We start from the raw sequence: 19,521 nt of genomic DNA on the forward strand, positions 1-19,521 counted from the left end.
AATCATTTCTTTTTTTATCAATTATAAAGCTTCGAGTGCGCCCTTGCCGTTCGCGGACCGGATCTCCGCTTCGACGATCTCGAGCGATTCGACCGCGCTTTCCGGCGTGCATACGGTGACCGGCTTGCCGTTGTTGACCGAATCGATAAAGTAGTTAAGCTCGCGGTAGTAGCCCATATCCTCCGGCAGCTCGGCGATAAAGCCGGGAGCTTCATTCGGATTAACCTTTACCTGGTTGTTCTCGAAGATAAGGTTCCCGCCTTCGAAATTTACCCGGTAAGTCATCGCGAAGCCGAAATCGCCCTGCAGCGTCCAATCAGCCTGCGCGTTCAGCACCTTGCCGTCCGGATAAATATAGTTTGTCGAGACGATGTCGTAGCCGCTGCCGGGAATGACATTGCGCGCGATGGTGGAAACTTGAGCGGGCTTGCCAAACAGCCAATTCACGATATCCGTATCATGAATGTGCATGTCAAGAATACAGCCGCCGCTTTGGCTTCCATCGAGAAACCAGCCCTGCGGCGAGCTGCCGCCGCGAAAGAAGCTTCCGGACGTTACCGCGCCGTAGCGGCCGTCCTCCACGCAAGACTTCAAATATTCGTAGGCCGGCCAGAAGCGCAGGCATTGTGCGACCATTAGCGTGGTGCCGGTGTGCTTCGCCGTATTTGCCATCCGCCAGCCATCCGCCGAAGTGCCGGCCACCGGCTTCTCGCATAGGACATGAATGCCTCTTTCAAGCAGGGAACAGGCTAAATCTGCATGAAGATTAGTCGGGAGCGTGATGTCGACGATATCGAGCTGCTCGTTTTCTAGCATCGTTTGAATATTATCGTAAAGCCGGTAAGGCGATAAATCGTAAACTTCCCGCTTTGTCGCAATATTGCCCCATGCTGCACCGTTCTTCAGCTCTTCTATTCGCAAGTCGCAAATAGAAACCAGCTGTACCGGCGCCCCTTCCGCTGCCAGGCGAATATAATTGTCATAATGCATGCGTCCCATAAAACCGAATCCGATTAAGCCGACTTTTAACATGTGAAAGTCTCCTTTATTCCCGTATTATTTGATAGCGTTCCGTCCGAGTATCGCATCCATCGAGCTGGACGTATTCAAAATGATTTGATCGGCATGATGAGCATACGGCGGGATCATCTCTGCTGTGACATAGTTGTTATAGCCGATTAATTCCAGTGCTTTCATGACAGCAGGGTAATCGACATCCCCCGCGAGCAGATCGACGAATCCATGTAGGCCGCCTGCTTGGCGGCGGTAATCCTTGAAATGAACCTTTTTGATTCGGCGGTTCAGAATCCGAATCCAATGCTCGGGATAGCCGCTGTGCAGGACGTTTCCTACGTCGAAGTAGGAACCTACGAATTCCGATCCGTGCGAATCGATAAACGAACGCATTTCAAGCGGCGACAGCAAAAACTTGTTCCATACGTTCTCGATGGCGATCGCCACGCCGGCGCTTTCTGCGAATGGCACCAGCCCGGCTATCGCTTCCAAAGCGTAATCGTAAGCCCGCTCATAGTCGGTCACTTCAGCGCCTGGAATGAAGTCCACGCCGACGGCGCCCGGTATGACTAAGATCGCATCGACTCCGAAAGCGGCCGCAAGCTCAAGCTGTTTCTTGCATACGTCAACCGCCTTGCTGCGCTTAGACGCATTCTCACTCGTCATGGAATAAGACCAGTATAAGCCGGTCGCTAATCCCGCGATTTCCAAATTCGCATCTTCCAGCTGCGCTTGGATTTCACGCACGTCCTTATCGGTTGCATGAAGTCCGAGCTCTCCCGTTTCGTTCAGAGACAGCTCAATGCCGTCGAACCCCGCCTTTTTAGCTAACCGGATGCATTCTCCTATTGGGGTGCCCTCTTTAAACGACCAAATGTTTATTCCTTTTTTCATCGAAGCATCTCTCCTTTGATTTGGCTGCCATGTTTAGCTAATTCCGACTTTCTTGATGAAAAGGAATTCTAGTGATATTACCTATATATTAAAAGATTCGACGTCCAAAATCTTTAGCGTGTAAAGTGACTTTTTGGACAATTCCGGTATTTTTCTATGTGTGTCATGGATCTGGCACCTCGAAGAAAGGAAGAACTTAAAGCAACAATCAAACGGAGTGTCTCAGAGGCCTGCTGCAGGGGCGCTTTCACTTCCGGGCCTTAGCATCGATCACCGCCCGGCAGTTTAATTCGATTTTCTGAAACTATTTGCAGATAGTCATCTGAAAACGGCGATTTAGTTTGATTTTGCCTAATTAAACAGCGTTTTTGGAGAGCAGCTTCTAAAAATGGCCGATTATGTTTGCAAAATAGAGCTAATCCGCCGTATTCGCATCCCGAGCGTGTTTTAGCTTTATGAAATTGAACTAATAGAATGTTTCTGAAATCAAATGGCTGCAGGGGCAACACTTCCGGGCCTTAGCACCGTTCATTAGTGCGCGGTGAGTTAATTCGATTTTCTGAAACTATTTGCAGATCGTCATCCGAAAACGGCGATTTAGTTTGATTTTGCCTAATTAAACAGCGTTTTTGGAGAGAAGCTTCTAAAAATGACCGATTACGTTTGCAAAATAGAGCTAATCCGCCATATTCGCATCCCGAGCGTAATTTAGCTTTATGAAATGAAACTAAATCACTTTTCCCATCATCATTTCGGCTGCATACACCCAGTTCCTCCAATCCGAATAAACAAAAAATGGCTGTCTCATTAGGCCTAAAAGCCTGAGAGACAGCCACTGTTCTTTCGTGAAATTGACAAAGAGAGACGATTCTTCGGTAAAATGGAAGTGCGATCAACCATCCCGAAATGAGCTTTGTGCAGCCGCCTTGAGGTCAGGTGGCTTTCGCTTGCCCGTAATTTGCTTAAGAAAGCGGCAATCGATCGAAATCAAGAAATGGCGGTTCAGGACTAACCCCTGCACCGCCGTTTCTACATCTTTTCGCGTCATTGTTGAAGTCATGAACCGCCCGCCGTATACCGTACGGTACGAACGGTATACGGTGGGCGGGAGCTAGCCCCCTGCCAGATTGCAGTTAAGCCAGCGTCCGTTCCTCTTGTGCCAGCTTCGTATAATAAAGCTTAAAGATGAGATCCTGATTATAGTTGCCGAAGCCTGATCCAAATAGCGTGAAGCCACCGATATGCTCTGCATCTTCAAGAATCGCGATACGGAATGTCCAGTGGCTGTTGCTGATATCAATCTCTTCGAGACTAACATTTGAGAGCTTAATGCCGTCCATGTAGGTGCCGTCCTTTTTGATGATAAGCCGCTTCAACAATCCAAATTGGTTGACATCGTCAAACCACCACGAGGGATTCAGCTTGCCCTTTCCGCCGTAATCGGCAGGGCTCGTCCACATGCCAACATTTACTCCATTAAAAAAGAATGTAAGATCCGAAGGCCAGTTCATATTGGTAAGAGGAGCTTCCGACGAAATTTCCATCGAAATTTCGAGCTCCTCCGGATTTTCGCTGCTTAACAGGAAATTAGGAATTTTATACTCGATATAACCTTGAGAGAACCATAATATTTTGGCGTTGACGCGGTCCGGATCGAGAAAGTAGCGCGGATCGTCGAAAATACCGATTACTTTCTCGGTCGTGCAAATGCCGCAGGTGGGCACGATGCTTAGATCGGTATAGTGGCCGATGGATACTTCGGTTCTTCTTGATTCGCGATGAACGACATCCTTGCGCGGAAAAGCGATTTCAAGTCCATCCATGCTAAGGGAGCACACCTTCTGTGCGGCGCCGCCTTTACCCGGGGTCATTTCGGAACGGATGATTCCCGCCTTCTCCAGCTTCTTGACATGCATGGTCATAATCGCGCTGCTTAAGCTCAAAGCCTCGGCCAGCTCACGGATATTCATCGATTTTTTGGAGAGCAAATGAATAATTTGGATGCGTACGTTACTTGATATAGCCTCAAATATGGGCAGGTTTTGCTCTGATAGCTCGATTTTCAATGGATAACCTCCGAATGAGAGTTATTGTTAATACATATGTGAATGATTAGTATAAGTATATAGTCTGTAATATACATGAAAACAGTCGAAATCACAAGGAATATTGCAGGGGTAAGCCGATATCTTAGTTGAAAAAGGTAACAAAATTATAAATTAATTCGTCGTATCATTTACTTGTACGATTAACGCAGCTGTTTTGAATGCGTTTTATAAAACAGTTGACTTTTTGGTAGCATAATTAATAATAAATGATATAACAAATTCGATCCGATAGGAAGGGTGACCCAAGTGATGCAAATTGATCTTTCGAATAAAACGGCGCTAATTACAGGAGCTACCGGCGATTTAGGTCGCGTTATGGCCCGCACGCTTGCAAGCTGCGGCGCTAACATCGTGCTTCACTATAATAATAACGAAGCTAAGGCAAGAGAGCTGCAGCAGGAAATAACGGCTCTCGGAAGACGCGCAATGACCGTACAGGCGGACGTGACGAATGAGCAGCACATCAATCAGATGAAAGCTAAGGTGACGGAGGAGCTGGGCCATGTCGATATCGTAGTTGCCAATGCGGTTATTCAGTATCAATGGACAAGCATACTTGAGCAGCCTATTGCCGATTATGTAAGCCAATTTGAGTCCTGCGTCCTGCAAAGCGTCTATTTAGCCAAAGCCTTCGTTCCGGCGATGATTGAACGGGGAGGCGGAAGAGTCATTGGCATTAATACCGAGTGTTCGATGCAAAATTTTGCAGGCCAATCTGCTTACACGGCCGGCAAGCGCGGCATGGACGGAGTCTACCGCGTGTTAGCCAAGGAGGCTGGGGAGCATCAGATTACTGTTAATCAGGTTGCGCCGGGGTGGACGATCAGTGATCGCGACCGTACGAATAACACCGAGGAAAACAACGGATATGCGCAAACCGTTCCGCTGAAGCGGCGAGGTACGGATCAAGAGATCGCCAATACGGTCGCTTTTCTGGCATCGGACTTGGCTAGCTTCATTACTGGCGCTTACATTCCAGTAAACGGCGGAAACGTTATGCCTGCCATTTAGGATAGGGGAGCCTGCGGTAATGAGTCTAAAAAAACGATTGTGGCGCATATGGGCGGGGTTTGGCGGCATGAGAATGGAGCGGAAGCTGGTTATCGTTTTTTTGCTTCTTATCACGCTTCCATTATCGTTTATCGGCTACATCTCATACAGCAATTACTCCCGCTCGATTGAGGAGAAGACAATCGTGTATTCGACCAAAATGCTTGAGAACATGATGGTACGGGTAGACGATTACATCGAGGACATGGTTCGCATTACCTCCATTCCGGCATATCAGAACGATATAAAACAAAATTTGATTCTTTCGAACGCCTATTACGAGCAGCGGCAGATGGCGGCAGGCGGCAGCAGCAGTCAGGTGCCTGACGATTTTAACCTGCTGCTCTCGATTCAGCGAGGAATTGAAGGAAATATTTCGTTCATTAATACGATCAAGCGCGGCGCTAACACGGTGTATATATTCGATCAATACGGGAATGGCTACTACTCGACGGCTGGAGGCGGAATCCGGCTGAACGTGAAGGAAAGCTATGAACAATGGCGCGGGCGCGTACAAACCTCAAGCGGCGAAGCAATGCTGTTCAGCACGCAGAAATATACGAGCAATTTGCAGAGTGTCAAATATGCGTTTACGGTCGTCCGCAAGGTGATCGATAAATCGCTCAAACCCATCGGTATGATTGCGGTGGATGCGAATATTAGCGTGATTGAGGATCAAATGAGCGAGCTCGACAAGGTAACAAGCGGAGAGTCAGTCATTATTGATGAGCTTGGCAATGTCGTTTACGATAGCGACAAGCAGCGAATGGCGACAAATATTAAAAACGACCCTGCCGTCGCCGGGGCAACGGGGGCCAAAGGAAGCTTTTATTTGGAGCGTGACGGCTTGAAACGGCTGTATATTTATACGACCTCGCCAAATACGAATTGGAAGGTCATGACCTCGATTCCTGACAGCGAGCTGACGAAGGATGCCGTTGTCATTCGCAACGTAACCTTAATCGCTACCATCGTTACGATTATCGTGGCGCTCTTCATATCGGTTGTTTTTTCGCTTGCTTTAACGAATCCGCTGCGCAAAATGATGCGTTTGATGAAAAACGTGCAGGAGGGCGATTTTAACGTTCAGTTCCAGGTTAAGTACCGGGACGAGGTAGGCCAGCTTGGCAACCAGTTTAACCGGATGATCGTCCGGATCGACCACCTCATTCAAGATATTTACGTGATGGAGACAAAGAAGAAGGAAGCGGAGCTGCATGCGCTGCAAAGCCAGATTAATCCGCATTTCATGTATAACACGCTGGAGTCGATTCGAATGGCTGCCGAGCTGAACGATGATCAGGTCGCGGCGGATATGATTGCGATACTAGGGAAGCTGCTGCGTTACAGCATAAGTGATTTGCATGAGGAAGTGACGCTGGAGAATGAGATTATGCATATGCGCAATTATGTGGAAATGCTGAATTACCGTTACCCGAACCGGTTCCAATTGGAGACGAAAATTTCGGATGATCTGCGGGCATATCCAATCATTAAGCTCGTGCTGCAGCCCATTGTCGAAAATGCGATTTATCATGGCATGGATGACAATAAACCGTCAATGCGAATTGAAATGAGCAGCGAGCGGACGGCTCAAGCCGTATGGCTGCGCATAACAGACGACGGGCTGGGAATGGACAAAGAGACGTTAGACCGCTTAAACCGTTCGCTGGCAGGCGCGGAGAATGCGGTCGTGAAACGGAAATCGGGCGGAATCGGCTTGAAAAATGTAAATGAGCGGATCAGGCTCCACTACGGCAGCGCGTACGGTCTGAAGGTAACGAGTGAGAAGGGCCGGGGCACCGAGGTGGTTTTACAGCTTCCACTTCCAATTGAAATAGGGAGAGACGCAGAATGAACAAATACATGTCGATGCTGGTGCTTGTTGTTCTGTTGTGCGGCATATGCATCACGGGCTGTCAGAAGGATTCGGCCGGCAGCGCAGCGGAAAAGGGGCCTGCGGGCAAAGAGGAGCAGATTAGCAAGGAAGTGACTCTTCGTGTGCTTACTAACCGTGTCGATCTTGCTGAGAACGGCGTATTTCAAAAATATGCCGATCAATTCACCCGGCTTAATCCCGGTGTTACCGTGAAGTTTGAAGGCATACCTAACTACGCCAGCGATATTATGATCCGGCTGTCCACCCGCAATTTGGGCGACGTGCTGCTGCTGCCAAACAATATTAAAAATGAAAACCTGCCCGATTATTTCGAGCCGCTTAGCGACAGTCTGTTCGAGCACATTCACTTTGCTGATTTTAAAGCTTACTCGGGAAAACGGTTCGGCATTGCTACCGGCGCCTCAACGACGGGAATTGTTTATAACAAGCAAGCCTTCAAAAAAGCAGGGATTAAGGAAATCCCACAGACGCTGGAGCAGTTTTACGCCGCTTGCGAGCAGTTGAAGCAAGCCGGCATCGTGCCGGTTTACTTGAACTATGGAGCACAGTGGCCTCTAATGACCTGGGGCGAGGATTTAGTCAGCTATATGACCGGAGACGCCGGTTATTTGAATCATATGGTGAACCTGGATGAGCCCTGGACGATTGACAACGCATGGGGGCAATCGATTACAATCGTCAAAACGTTAATTGCCCGGGGATATGTGGAGAAGCAGCTGCTTACGAATCAATGGGAAACGTCCAAGACGGAGCTGGCAACGGGCAGAGCCGGCATGAATTTAATGGGGAATTGGGTTATTAATCAGGTTATCGCGGCAGGGGCAAAATCGGAGGATATCGGATTTTTTCCGTTCCCGTATGACAACAACAATAAGCGCTTCGCACCGCTTAGTCCGGATTGGTTCGTCGGCGTTAGCAAATTTAGTGACAATAAGCAGTTGGCAGAGGCTTGGATTAAATTTTTTGTAACCGAGTCAGGTTATGTGGATGATTCGGGATTTCTACCTGTTATCGAGAATAAGCAGCCGTCTTTGCCGCAGTTCCAGCAGTTTCTATCGTTTAACAGCGAGTTTCTGGAGCGCCGCGTTGCAAGCGACCAATTGCTCGAGATCGCGAATACAGCGCAAATTGCGTTTTGGTCAGGCGATTACATCCAAGATTTGATTGCCGCGCCTGATTTGCGGACCTTATTCAATCAATACAATGAGCGCTGGAGAAAAGCGCGAACTATTACCGAAAGCTAAGGTGGAGTACTCCGATGTCTAAGAAAGTCACAATGCAGCAAATTGCCGATTATTTAGGTGTTTCAAAGTTTGTCGTCTCGAAGGCGCTCTCCGGTAAGGGCGGCGTCAGCGAGGCGACACAGGAGCGGGTTATTCAGGCGGCATCGCAGCTGGGCTATTTTTCGCAAAAGAACGCATATGTCAAGACGATGAAGCTGGAGCAGCTTCCGAAGGTGCCGGCCGCAGGCAAGCAATCCGTGCTTGTGCTTATGCCGAATATCCGTTTTCAAACCAAGGAGTCGCATTATTGGGGGCGGATTTTGGACGGCATAGCCTTGCGGTTAAAAGAGGATGGCCTTGGTATGGTTATTGTGTCGGAGCAGAGCGTCGACCATTTCCTGCATTTCTTGAATCCGAACGGCATATTAGGGCTCATTGGCGTTGGTGAAATATCGACTCCGCTGCTGCTGGAGGTGCACCGGATCGGCATGCCGATGGTGCTGGTCGATCATGAGGATATGCTTATTCCAAGCGATACGGTGTTTACGAGCAATTATGAATCGATGTACCGTCTGACCAAGCATTTGATCGGCAAAGGACATACGCAGCTATGCTTTGTCGGCGATATCAACTATTCGCGCAGCTTTAAGGATCGTTTCCTGGGCTTCCGCAGCGCGCTGGAGGAGCAGGCAGGGAATGAGCCGGGCTTTGGTATTAGCGATGATCGTTATCTGTCCGTTGAAGGATTCGAGCATGAGCAATTCAAAGAGCCGATTAAGCAGTGGGCGGCCAAACGGCTGAAAGCGAAAGCTGTGCCTACCGCGCTTCTTTGCGCAAATGATATGATAGCGATCGGTGCGGTTCATGCGCTGCAGGAGCTGGGGGTAGCGGTGCCGGAGGAGGTGTCGGTGACGGGCTTCGACAACATTGACGATTCCTACCGCATGACGCCCGCACTAACGACGGTGCATGTGCCGAAGGAAGCGCTCGGCAAGCGTGCGGTTGAGCGGCTGATCAGCCGGATCTCGGGTAAGCAGGAGCCGATGGAGAAGCTGCTTGTGGCGGGCGAGCTGTTGTATCGGGATTCGACTGCGGAGGTTAAGGGTTTGTATAAGTAGAATAAGAGCTGGTAGCTGCTGGCAGCTGGCTTTGTATCGGGATTCGACTGCGGAGGCCAAGAGTATTTCCGCTATTACATTCGATCAAGCAATAATAGATGATTTAGCGCCTCTTATTACTTTTATGCGTTGTTACACTATTCGAATGAATCGAAAGTTACTAAAGTGTAATGGCACCCCTTCCATGCAGAGTGCAAAGCTGTTATTGAAAGTCAATAATGCTAGAATTGTAAAAAAACGTATAGGAGATGATGTTCAATGTCAAATCAAAAAATCACTACATTTTTTATGTTTAACGGCAAAGCGGAGGAAGCCATTAACTTCTATACCTCTCTTTTTGATCAATCGGAAATCAAGCACATTTTTCATCAGGAAGACGGAACGGTTATGCATGCCGCTTTCACTTTAAAAGGCCAGTCGTTTATGGCGATCGATAACAGCAATAAGCAGGATCACGCTTTTACGCCGGCCATATCCTTATTTATCAATTGTGACAATGATGAAGAAATCAACCGGTTGTTTGAGCAATTATCGGAAGGCGGCGCAGCGCTGATGCCGTTATCGCCTTTGCCAAGGAGCGAAAAGTTTGGTTGGGTGCAGGATAAATATGGCGTTTCTTGGCAGTTGAACCTTGCAAAAAGATGAGTGTTGGAACGCCGGCGTTCACTTTCATTCAAACCATTCGAGGGCTGACTCGGAGGCCAAATGGATAGTGAGAGCTGTGTCTCAGAGTACAAATGGCTGGAGTGCTGTCTCGGAGGCCGAATGGCTGGGGAGGGCTGTGTCTCAGAGTACAAATTGGCTGGAGTGCTTTCTCGGAGGCCAAATGGCTGGGGAGGGCTGTGTCTCAGTACAAATTGGCTATAGTGCTATCTCAGAGTACAAATGGCTGCAGCGGCTCTTTTTACTACCAGGCCTAAGCATCGTTCATCGCCCGGCAGCTTAATTCGATTTTATGAAACTAATAGCAGACCGTTATCCGGAAACGGCGTTTTAGTTTGAGTTTGCCTAATTAAACAGCGTATTGGGAAAGCAGCTCCTAAAAATGACCGATTACGTTTGCGAAATAGAGCTAATCTGCCGTATTCCCTCCCCGAGCGTAATTTAGTTCTATGAAATGAAACTAAATCACTTTTTACATCATCAAATCGGCCGCATACACCCGCTAACACAAATCCAAACAACAATAAAAACTATCCCGCAGGCTGCTGCGTTTAGGATGACAATTGGCCGCAGCGGCTCTTTTTACTACCAGGCCTAGGCATCATTCACCGCCCGGCAGCTTAGTTCGATTTTATGAAACTAATAGCAGACCGTTATCCGAAAACGGCGTTTTAGTTTGAGTTTGCCTAATTAAACAGCGTATTGGGAAAGCAGCTCCTAAAAATGACCGATTACGTTTGCGAAATAGAGCTAATCTGCCGTATTCCCTCCCCGAGCGTAATTTAGTTCTATGAAATGAAACTAAATCACTTTTTACATCATCAAATCGGCCGCATACACCCGCTAACACAAATCCAAACAACAATAAAAAACTATCCCGCAGGCTGCTGCGTTTAGGATGACAATTGGCCGCAGCGGCTCTTTTTACTACCAGGCCTAAGCATCGTTCACCGCCCGGCAGTTTAATTCGATTTTATGAAACTAATAGCAGACCGTTATCCGAAAACGGCGTTTTAGTTTGAGTTTGCCTAATTAAACAGCGTATTGGGAAAGCAGCTCCTAAAAATGAACGATTACGTTTGCGAAATAGAGCTAATCCGCCGTATTCCCGCCCCGAGCGTAATTTAGTTTTATGAAATGAAACTAAATCACTTTTTACATCATCAAATCGGCCGCATACACCCGCTAACACAAATCCAAACAACAAAAAAATCTATCCCGCAGGCTGCTGCGTTTAGGATGATAATTGGCAGCAATCATCTTACTAGCCTCAACTAAATATATTGTATATATAATATTAATTATATAAAATGACAAATCCGCTGATCCAATTCGCCCGGAATCGTAAGGGACAGCAGCAATTCTGTACATTTAGCAGTGTGCATTAAGGGATGCGAAACTTTTTCGACAAGTGTGAAGCTATTGCGAAATAGGGGTTTACATTATAATATATATTATAAATATTAATATGAAGTTTGGTGATTGCAAATGAATTCAACAGTCCGTACGCCGCTTTATCAGAAAATTCAGGATTATATCCGCGAATTGATTGCAACGGAGGGCTTGAGGGCGGGGGACCGCATACCGACTGAAAAAGAGCTAATGAAACGCTTTAACGTCAGTAAAATTACGGTTGTGAATGCCATGGTCGGCTTAGCGAATGACAGTATTATTACCCGCGTGCCCGGCAAAGGCAGCTTCGTGAGCAGCGGGGAGCCTGCGGAAGCGGAAGAAGCGGCGCCGTCAGCGCCGGTAATCAGCGAAGAACGGGCGCCTATCAAGGGCGGAACGCGCATTATCGGCCTCGTAATGCCGTCTATTTATGATTATTTTGCCATTCGGTTGATTGAGGGCGTGCAGCGGGCGCTTGGCGAGAAAGGCTACCGCACCATGATTCTGCTGTCCGATGGAGATGTAGAAAAAGAAAAAGAGGCGTTTAAAGCACTTAAAGAAATGGGCAGTGAAGGCTTGCTGGTATTTCCAGTAGACGAAGAAAATTATAACGAGGAAATATTAAGCATGAAATTCAGCGGCTATCCGTTTGTGCTGATCGACCGGTTTCTGCCGGGAGTGGAGACCAACTATATCGCAGCGGACGGAAGACTGGGAACTAGCCTCGCCGTCGATTATTTGTGGGAGCTGGGGCACCGGGAAATCGCTATTTGCTCCGATTCCCCTTTGCAAACGGTAACGGTGCAGGAGCGGATCGAAGGCTACATGAACGCTTTGAAAAACAAGGGCGCGCTCATTAATCCAGCCCATATGATTACCGGATTTCAGGTGAACAGCCTGAAGGATGCGGAGAAGCATCCGTTATACCGCTACATTCGCAACCGGATGGCTACGGCCTATATTACGCTTAATGGTAAGCTTGGCGTTCAAATTTACCAAATGGCGCGCAAAGCCGGTCTCCGTGTGCCGGACGATTTGTCGATTGTAAGCTTCGACGACCCGACGTCGATCGTTGAAGAGCTCAGCATTTTCACGCATATTAAGCAGTTCGAGCATGAAATGGGCTACCGCGCTGCTCAAACGCTAATCGAAATTATTGAAGGCGGGTCGGAGCGCAGCGGCAAATACAGCAAAACCTTAATCAAGCCCGAGCTCGTTATCGGACAGACGACTGGCGGCAACCCTGTAAAATAACCAATAGCAACCCTATTAAAAATCTTTTCCGTAAAAGGAAAAGATTTTTTTATTTATATATTGAATATGTTGAATGTATATATTATATTATGTATAAGCCGATTGTGATGATGAGGCTTGGACGAACTAGTCGGGTATACAAATTTTGAAAATATATATCCAATCAAATTGATTTGAAATCGCTTTCACGTCAATGTCGTTAGGCATGCAAAAAAGAAATTGTGTATGCAGCATATAACCGGATGAAAAAGGAGACCTGCAAATGCCTTATGAAAAGGTGAGAACGGAGCAATTGAAATCGCTGCTGGAACGATTGAAGGGACAAATATATAAGCCGCTCGCGGAGCTGAATGTAACGGCATGGGTAACGCGGGAGCCCGTTCCTTATGAGGAAAGGGAGTCAGGCGAAAGAATCGCCCTCGCTTCGGGAGACCGCTGGGGGAACCTGTGGGATTGCGCCTGGTTTCATTTTGGCGGGAAGGTAACGGAGGAGGCGAAGGGCTCTAAGATCGTGCTCCTAATCGACGTGAACGGAGAGATTTGTCTCGTTGATGAAGAGGGGAGCCCCGCACAAGGACTTACGAATATTAATTCTGAGTTCGATTATTCCTTAGGCCTTCCCGGCAAGCGCGTCGTTCACATCAGCGAAAGCTCATCGGGGGACGAAACCATCGATCTGTGGGGGGATGCAGGCTGCAATGACCTGTTTGGACACTTCCGGAGCGGCACGTTGAAGGAGGCTCGGATCGCAATCTGCCGCGAGGACATCCGTCAGCTGTATTATGATGCGGAGGTGCTGCTGGAGACGGCGGACCGTTTGCCGGAAGGGTCGGCGCGCAGGGAACGCATTTTTCAGTCCTTGTACGATGCATCGAATGTGCTGATTTCGTTTGAAGGGGAACGAGTCGCTGAAGCAACGCGAATGCTGAAGGAGCAGCTGGCGAAGCGCGGCGGGGATCCTTCACTTACGATCAGCGCCGTCGGTCATGCGCATCTGGACCTCGCTTGGCTGTGGCCGATCCGGGAAACGATTCGAAAAGGGGCTCGCACATTTTCCACTGTATTGCAGATGATGGAGCGTTACCCTGATTATATTTTCGGAGCAAGCCAGCCGCAGCTTTATGATTGGATGAAGACGCATTATCCGAAGCTCTATGCGCGCATCAAGGAGCGCGTACAGGAGGGGCGCTGGGAGCTGCAAGGCGCGATGTGGGTCGAATCGGATACGAACGTGCCGGGCGGGGAATCGCTGATCCGCCAAATCTTATATGGGAAACGGTATTTTCAAGCGGAATTCGGTCAGGAGATGAAGTCGCTTTGGATGCCGGATGTATTCGGATATACAGCGAGCCTGCCTCAAATTTTGAGGAAATCGGGCGTTGATTACATGATGACGCAGAAGCTGTCGTGGAGTGTTTACAACCGCCATCCCCACCACACCTTCCACTGGGAAGGGATCGACGGCTCGCGCGTGTTAACCCACATGCCGCCTGAGGATACCTATAACAGTCCGGCGGCTCCCCGTTCGATCGTGAAGGCGGAGAATGAATATTTGGATAAAAATGTGTCGGAAAACTGCCTTATGCTGTTTGGGATCGGCGACGGCGGAGGCGGTCCGGGCGAGGAGCACCTCGAGCGGCTGCTGCGGGAGAAAAATTTGCAGGGCCTCAGCCCGGTCATCCAAGAGCCTTCCTCACGGTTTTTCGAGAGGCTGGCTGAAGGGGCGGAGCGCTACCAAATCTGGTCGGGAGAACTCTATTTGGAGCGGCATCAAGGAACGCTTACGAGCCAAGCCCGAAACAAGCGCTATAACCGGAAGCTGGAGAAATCGCTGCGCGAGCTCGAATATGCGGCTGTATTGGCCGGACTGACGAAGGACAGCCTTTATCCTTCCGGGGAGCTGGAGCGCATATGGAAGGAAGTGCTGCTCTATCAGTTTCATGATATTTTGCCGGGATCATCGATCAAGCGTGTGTACGACGAGTCGCTGGAGCGGTACGAATCGCTGCTCGGCCGTGTCGAGCAAATGATCGAGGAGGCATACGGAGCAGTAGCGGAAGCTCTCCCGGCTGGCAAGGACTCCGATGTCTGGTTTAACTCTTTGTCATGGGAGCGGGAGGAATGGGTTCAGAAGGACGGCTGCTGGATGCGCGTCCGGGTTCCTGCGATGGGATACGCCTTGGTGAATGCGGATGAGCTTACAAAGACGAAGGCAGAGACGGCAGCCGCTGAAGCGGAGACTGTTGAAACGCCGGATACCTCCTTCGGAGCCCATGCTGTTTTTCCCGAGATGAGAGCGTCGGCCATCGACCGCATTCTGGAAAATGACCTGCTTTCGGTTACGTTCGCGGAGGACTTTACCATCGTATCCATTAGAGACAAGAAGCAAGGCAGGGAAGTCGTTCCGCGCGGGCAGAAGGCTAATGAGCTGAGCCTGTATCATGACGAGGGCGATGCATGGGATATTAAACAAGATTACCGGCAAACGGGGGGAGTTCCTCTTTCGCCCGTCGAGTCGGCAGCGTTTCATGACGGACCGACGGCAGGCCTGCTGCTCGTATACCGGTTCGGCCAGTCTACCTTGACCCAGAGGGTCGTGCTGACGCATGGCAGCCGCCGCATCGATTTCACGACGAAGGTCGATTGGCAGGAATCCGGCAAAATGCTGCGCACGTCCTTCCCGGTCGATATCAGGTCTGACAGCGCAAGCTGTGAAATCCAATTCGGCTACGTGAAGCGGCCTACGCATCGCAATACGCTGTGGGATTATGCGAAGGATGAAATTTGCGCGCATCAGTGGATCGATCTTTCGGAGCCGGATTACGGAGTTGCGCTGCTCAATGATTGCAAATACGGGCATCGGGCTTGGCAAAACGTGCTGGATTTGAACCTTTTGCGCAGCACGACGTATCCGGACCCCGAGGCGGACCGGGCGGAGCACCATTTCACATACTCGTTGTACCCGCATCAAGGGGATCATGTACAGGCGGAGGTATATAAGCGCGGTTACGAGTTGAACGTGCCACTGCGCTCGGTGCGGGTCACCGGGGGCGGCGCGGCGCCTGCGCTGCCGGAGGCGAAATCCTTCATTAGCGTGGATCATCCGAACGTTATGGTGGAAGCGGTAAAGCAGGCGGAAGAGAGCGATGACCTGATCATCCGTTTATACGAGACTGCCGGCACTCATCTTAAGACGAAATTGATTGCGGACTTGAATCTATCGGAAGCGTGGCTCGCCGATTTGATGGAAGCGCCAATCGATAGACTTCAAGCAGAGAACGGAGCCATCCGGCTGACTTTCACTCCGTTCGAAATAAAAACGATCCGTTTGGCAAGGAGGCAGGGTCTATGACAGAAACATTACTATGGAAGCGAATATGGCGGCATAAGCTGTTTTATTTGTTCATGCTGCCCGGCATCATTTGGTTTTTCCTATTCTCCTACGTTCCACTCTTTGGCGTACAGGTTGCGTTTCGCGATTTTATGTACACTGGGGGCTTCTCTGGAAGCCCCTGGGCAGGGTGGAAGTATTTCCAGCAGTTTTTCTCCTATTATCAGTCATTCGAATTGATCCGCAATACGATTATTATCAGTCTCATGAAGCTTCTGATCGGATTTACGATGCCGATTATATTAGCGGTTCTGCTCAACGAGGTTCGCAACGTCAGATTCAAGAAAACCGTGCAAACGCTTTCGTATTTACCTTACTTTGTGTCCTGGATCGTCGTAGTTACGCTGATGCAGCGGCTTCTGACGCCTTACGGAGGCCCGCTCAACGATCTGCTCGGTTCCTTCGGCATGGAGCCTATTCAATTTCTGAACAATACGACGTGGTTCTATCAAATTATCGTAGGCTCGGATATTTGGAAAAATATCGGCTGGAACTCCATTATTTATATGGCTGCCATCGCGGGCATTGATCAACAGCTGTACGAAGCGGCCAAGATCGACGGCGCAGGGCGTTTTAGCCAAATGTGGCATGTTACACTCCCCGGCATCCGCAATATCGCCGTCATTTTGTTCATACTCTCGGCCGGCAGCCTGATGAGCGCAGGCTACGAACAGCTGCTGCTGCTTAACGGACCTGCTACCGCGGCTATCGGCAGCGTGCTCGACGTGCATGTCATCAACGCCGGCATCGGCGAGGGCCGATTAAGCTATGCGGCAGCCGTCGGATTGTTCCAAAGCGTCATCGCGCTCATTCTCATTGTGACTGTCAACCGGATTGCCCGAAAAGTGAGCGACGTATCCCTGTTCTAAGGAGAGGTTTGATATGGCGAAGCGCCAATTTTCCGTGTTCAACTGCTTGAATTATATCTTTTTGACGTTGTTCGGCTTGTCGATGATCTATCCGTTTATATACATCCTCGTCTACTCGCTCAACGACGGAAAAGACTCGATGATGGGCGCCCTTTATTTCTTCCCGCGCAAATTTACGCTGGACAATTACGCCGACGTTTTCGAAAACGCACGCATTTGGCAGGCTTACAAAATTACGCTGCTGCGCACGGTGATCGGCACGTTTCTGCACGTAGCGTTATGTACGCTGATGGCGTACGCCCTTTCCAAAAAAACGCTGCCTGGACGATCGTTTTTTACGTACTACATCTTTTTGCCGACGATCTTCAGCGCGGGCTTCATTCCGTACTTCATCACTCTGCAGAAGCTGCATCTGATCAACAGCTTCTGGGTATATGTCATTCCGATGCTGTTCAACTTCATGCATATTGTCATTCTGCGCACATTTCTGCAGGGCATTCCGGAGGAGCTGGAGGAGTCGGCCCGCATAGACGGATACGGCGACTTTCAAATTTTTCTGAAAATTATTTTACCGCTGTCAGGACCGGTGCTTGCGACAATCGCGCTGTTCATCGGGGTTTCCCATTGGAACGACTGGTTCGCCGGCGCTTATTACGTGTCCAATAAAGACCTGATTCCCGTTCAGACGCTGCTGCAGGAAATGCTGACGGAAGCGGAGGCGCTGTCTTCCTCCATGCAAAGAGCGGCGCAGCAGGGCGGACAGACGGTCAACGTCAATACGGCGGGAGCGACGCCGGAGTCGCTGCGGATGGCGCTGCTGGTTATTACGGTGTTCCCGATCTTGTGCATCTACCCATTTTTGCAGCGTTATTTCGTCAAGGGCGTCATGATCGGCTCGGTCAAGGGATAATCGTCCGCATTCGGGACTTTATCATATTTTATAAAAAGCTCACGGGAGGGTTTTTATGAAAAACAAACGGGTAAGAAGCACTTCGTTATGGCTTGCAGTCGTTCTAATGGCGGCAACGTTGTTTGGCTGCAGCAGCAACGGCAACGGCGGGTCCGGCAATTCGCCTTCGGAAAGCGGGGGCAGCACGAACGGCGGAACAGCGCAAAAAGAAGTGACGCTCAAAGTGCTTAACAACTGGAACGGCTCGACCGGCGCCGATGTAGATATGACGGCTGTCGCAAAAGTGATTAAAGAAAAAACCGGGGTTACCGTAGAATGGGAATACACAAAAGGCAGCGAGGTCGAGAAGGTGAACACCATTTTCGCGACGCAGGATTTGCCCGATATTTATACAGGCCCGGCATGGGGCGGGGAATTAGACGGCATTATTAAAGCGGCCAAGGAGGATCAGCTGGTCGATCTGACGGATAAGCTGGATAAGTATCCGAACCTCGCCAGAGCAGTTGCGAAGGAGAACGTTCCGCCTGCGCTTTATGAGAAAGCGTTCGATGCTTACGGCGGCAAGCAGTTTATGCTTTACCAGAATCATCCGGCTGCGCCTGAAGATGCGAATGACTGGCTCTACGGCTTCTATGTCCGGAAGGATATCGCCGAGAAGGTCGGCGTCGACCCGCAATCCGTTCACACAAAGGACGATCTATACAGCTTCTTGAAAAAAATCAAAGACGCAGACCTTAAAGAAAACGGCATGCCGGTCATCCCGCTTGGCGGCTTCCATAACGGCTGGGCCGTCGGTATCGGAAATACGATGTTCTTCGGCTCCGGCTATATCGATAAAGGCGACGGCACGCTGGAGAACAGCTTCTTCACGAAAGGTTACGAGGATTTTACCCTTTATTACCGCAAGCTGCTGGCTGAAGGGCTTCTAGATCCGGAAGCGTTCACCCAGACTGATCCGATTGCAAACGAGAAAATCAAGCAGGGCCGCATCGCCGTTCTTGCCGCGCACTACCCGGCAATTCTCGATGCTTCTAAAGATTATGTGAAAGCGCATCCAGGAACTGATTATGTACCGGTCGGTCCGCTGGAGCGGGCCGGCGCCGAAGCGGACCGTCCTGTCGATCTTGGCATCCAGGGCAATAACGTAACCGTCATTCCGAAAAAATCCAAAAACGTAGACGCAGCGCTGCGCCTGCTCGATTACCTCGCTTCAGACGAAGGCTTCCTCCTCATCCGCTACGGCGTGCAGGGCGTGCATTGGGATATGGAGAACGGCAAACCGGTCGCGAAGAAGGAGTGGTTCGACAAGTTTACGGCCGATACGACGGGCAAGCTGAAGAAAAACGAAGGGATCGGCGTCGGCTTCGAGAACCTCTCCGGCCAGGACCGCATCAACTCGGTTGGCGGAGGAGACATTTGGGCGGATCAGGACCGTCTGGCTGCTATGGATCATGCGCGCAAAATTCTCCGTCCTAACGGCATCAGCGTGATATCCGCTTACAATCCGGGCGATGTCATGATGAAGGCCCCGCAGTGGGAAATGCTGAAGCCGTCCATGGACAAAATGGGCGACGTCTGGACGGAAGCGATTTTTGCCAAATCCGATGAAGCGGCGCTTAAAATCATAAATGATCTTCGCAATCAGCTGAACAAAACGGGATATCCCGACGCGATAAAATATGTGAATGAAAACCTGCAGGGCAAGGAAGTTGTTACGCTTCAAATGCCGAATTAA

The 19,521-nt window shown here is 49.7% G+C and carries 14 protein-coding genes; 10 read left to right on the forward strand and 4 right to left on the reverse strand.

Annotated elements, in window-relative coordinates:
- Positions 1–21 precede the first annotated feature (21 nt).
- From AC0YNZ_RS26025 to AC0YNZ_RS26040, 4 genes are all read right to left on the reverse strand, one after another.
- The gene (locus tag AC0YNZ_RS26025) at positions 22–1,032 is read right to left on the reverse strand and encodes a Gfo/Idh/MocA family protein (protein WP_475829374.1); all 1,011 of its coding nucleotides are present in this window, start codon (positions 1,030–1,032) and stop codon (positions 22–24) included.
- Between the two features lie 24 nt (positions 1,033–1,056).
- Positions 1,057–1,908 carry a sugar phosphate isomerase/epimerase family protein gene (locus AC0YNZ_RS26030; RefSeq protein WP_475829375.1) on the reverse strand — a complete coding sequence of 284 codons (852 nt, stop codon included), beginning with the start codon at positions 1,906–1,908 and terminating at the stop codon, positions 1,057–1,059.
- 892 nt (positions 1,909–2,800) lie between these two features.
- On the reverse strand, positions 2,801–2,968 hold the full coding sequence (locus tag AC0YNZ_RS26035; protein WP_475829376.1) for a hypothetical protein: 168 nt from the start codon (positions 2,966–2,968) through the stop codon (positions 2,801–2,803).
- Between the two features lie 73 nt (positions 2,969–3,041).
- Positions 3,042–3,974: an ArsR/SmtB family transcription factor gene (locus AC0YNZ_RS26040; protein WP_475829377.1), complete on the reverse strand. Its 933-nt coding sequence runs from the start codon at positions 3,972–3,974 to the stop codon at positions 3,042–3,044.
- A 291-nt stretch (positions 3,975–4,265) separates the two neighbouring features.
- On the opposite strand from AC0YNZ_RS26040, the gene AC0YNZ_RS26045 reads away from it, so the two are divergent.
- The 10 genes from AC0YNZ_RS26045 (at position 4,266) to AC0YNZ_RS26090 (ending at position 19,521) form a co-directional block, all read left to right on the forward strand.
- Positions 4,266–5,027, forward strand: coding sequence for an SDR family NAD(P)-dependent oxidoreductase (locus tag AC0YNZ_RS26045; RefSeq protein ID WP_475829378.1), 762 nt, complete (start codon positions 4,266–4,268; stop codon positions 5,025–5,027).
- Between the two features lie 19 nt (positions 5,028–5,046).
- Complete coding sequence (locus AC0YNZ_RS26050; RefSeq protein ID WP_475829379.1) at positions 5,047–6,924, forward strand: cache domain-containing sensor histidine kinase; 1,878 nt, start codon at positions 5,047–5,049, stop codon at positions 6,922–6,924.
- Positions 6,921–8,210 carry an ABC transporter substrate-binding protein gene (locus tag AC0YNZ_RS26055; RefSeq protein WP_475829380.1) on the forward strand — a complete coding sequence of 430 codons (1,290 nt, stop codon included), beginning with the start codon at positions 6,921–6,923 and terminating at the stop codon, positions 8,208–8,210. Before AC0YNZ_RS26050 ends, AC0YNZ_RS26055 begins: the two co-directional genes overlap by 4 nt.
- Before the next feature lie 14 nt (positions 8,211–8,224).
- Positions 8,225–9,307 (forward strand): LacI family DNA-binding transcriptional regulator, encoded by a 1,083-nt coding sequence (locus AC0YNZ_RS26060; RefSeq protein WP_475829381.1) that lies wholly within the window; start codon positions 8,225–8,227, stop codon positions 9,305–9,307.
- A 258-nt stretch (positions 9,308–9,565) separates the two neighbouring features.
- Positions 9,566–9,952: a VOC family protein gene (locus tag AC0YNZ_RS26065; RefSeq protein ID WP_475829382.1), complete on the forward strand. Its 387-nt coding sequence runs from the start codon at positions 9,566–9,568 to the stop codon at positions 9,950–9,952.
- Positions 9,953–11,458: 1,506 nt separating this feature from the next.
- Positions 11,459–12,616 (forward strand): GntR family transcriptional regulator, encoded by a 1,158-nt coding sequence (locus AC0YNZ_RS26070; RefSeq protein WP_475829383.1) that lies wholly within the window; start codon positions 11,459–11,461, stop codon positions 12,614–12,616.
- Between the two features lie 262 nt (positions 12,617–12,878).
- On the forward strand, positions 12,879–15,968 hold the full coding sequence (locus tag AC0YNZ_RS26075; RefSeq protein ID WP_475829384.1) for an alpha-mannosidase: 3,090 nt from the start codon (positions 12,879–12,881) through the stop codon (positions 15,966–15,968).
- Positions 15,965–16,876: an ABC transporter permease gene (locus AC0YNZ_RS26080; protein WP_475829385.1), complete on the forward strand. Its 912-nt coding sequence runs from the start codon at positions 15,965–15,967 to the stop codon at positions 16,874–16,876. Before AC0YNZ_RS26075 ends, AC0YNZ_RS26080 begins: the two co-directional genes overlap by 4 nt.
- A gap of 13 nt (positions 16,877–16,889) precedes the next feature.
- The gene (locus AC0YNZ_RS26085; RefSeq protein WP_475829386.1) at positions 16,890–17,786 is read left to right on the forward strand and encodes a carbohydrate ABC transporter permease; all 897 of its coding nucleotides are present in this window, start codon (positions 16,890–16,892) and stop codon (positions 17,784–17,786) included.
- 55 nt (positions 17,787–17,841) lie between these two features.
- Entirely contained in the window at positions 17,842–19,521 is a 1,680-nt protein-coding gene (locus AC0YNZ_RS26090; RefSeq protein ID WP_475829387.1) for an extracellular solute-binding protein, read from the forward strand.

Source organism: Paenibacillus sp. J2L1-98 (genome assembly GCF_056269405.1).

Coding starts and splice junctions, on each gene's coding strand:
- AC0YNZ_RS26045 (WP_475829378.1), top strand. CDS start 4,266: ATGCAAATTGATCTTTCGAATAAAACGGCGCTAATTACAGGAGCTACC.
- AC0YNZ_RS26065 (WP_475829382.1), top strand. CDS start 9,566: ATGTCAAATCAAAAAATCACTACATTTTTTATGTTTAACGGCAAAGCG.
- AC0YNZ_RS26060 (WP_475829381.1), top strand. CDS start 8,225: ATGTCTAAGAAAGTCACAATGCAGCAAATTGCCGATTATTTAGGTGTT.
- AC0YNZ_RS26035 (WP_475829376.1), bottom strand. CDS start 2,968: ATGACTTCAACAATGACGCGAAAAGATGTAGAAACGGCGGTGCAGGGG.
- AC0YNZ_RS26075 (WP_475829384.1), top strand. CDS start 12,879: ATGCCTTATGAAAAGGTGAGAACGGAGCAATTGAAATCGCTGCTGGAA.
- AC0YNZ_RS26090 (WP_475829387.1), top strand. CDS start 17,842: ATGAAAAACAAACGGGTAAGAAGCACTTCGTTATGGCTTGCAGTCGTT.
- AC0YNZ_RS26025 (WP_475829374.1), bottom strand. CDS start 1,032: ATGTTAAAAGTCGGCTTAATCGGATTCGGTTTTATGGGACGCATGCAT.
- AC0YNZ_RS26080 (WP_475829385.1), top strand. CDS start 15,965: ATGACAGAAACATTACTATGGAAGCGAATATGGCGGCATAAGCTGTTT.
- AC0YNZ_RS26085 (WP_475829386.1), top strand. CDS start 16,890: ATGGCGAAGCGCCAATTTTCCGTGTTCAACTGCTTGAATTATATCTTT.
- AC0YNZ_RS26030 (WP_475829375.1), bottom strand. CDS start 1,908: ATGAAAAAAGGAATAAACATTTGGTCGTTTAAAGAGGGCACCCCAATA.
- AC0YNZ_RS26070 (WP_475829383.1), top strand. CDS start 11,459: ATGAATTCAACAGTCCGTACGCCGCTTTATCAGAAAATTCAGGATTAT.
- AC0YNZ_RS26055 (WP_475829380.1), top strand. CDS start 6,921: ATGAACAAATACATGTCGATGCTGGTGCTTGTTGTTCTGTTGTGCGGC.
- AC0YNZ_RS26050 (WP_475829379.1), top strand. CDS start 5,047: ATGAGTCTAAAAAAACGATTGTGGCGCATATGGGCGGGGTTTGGCGGC.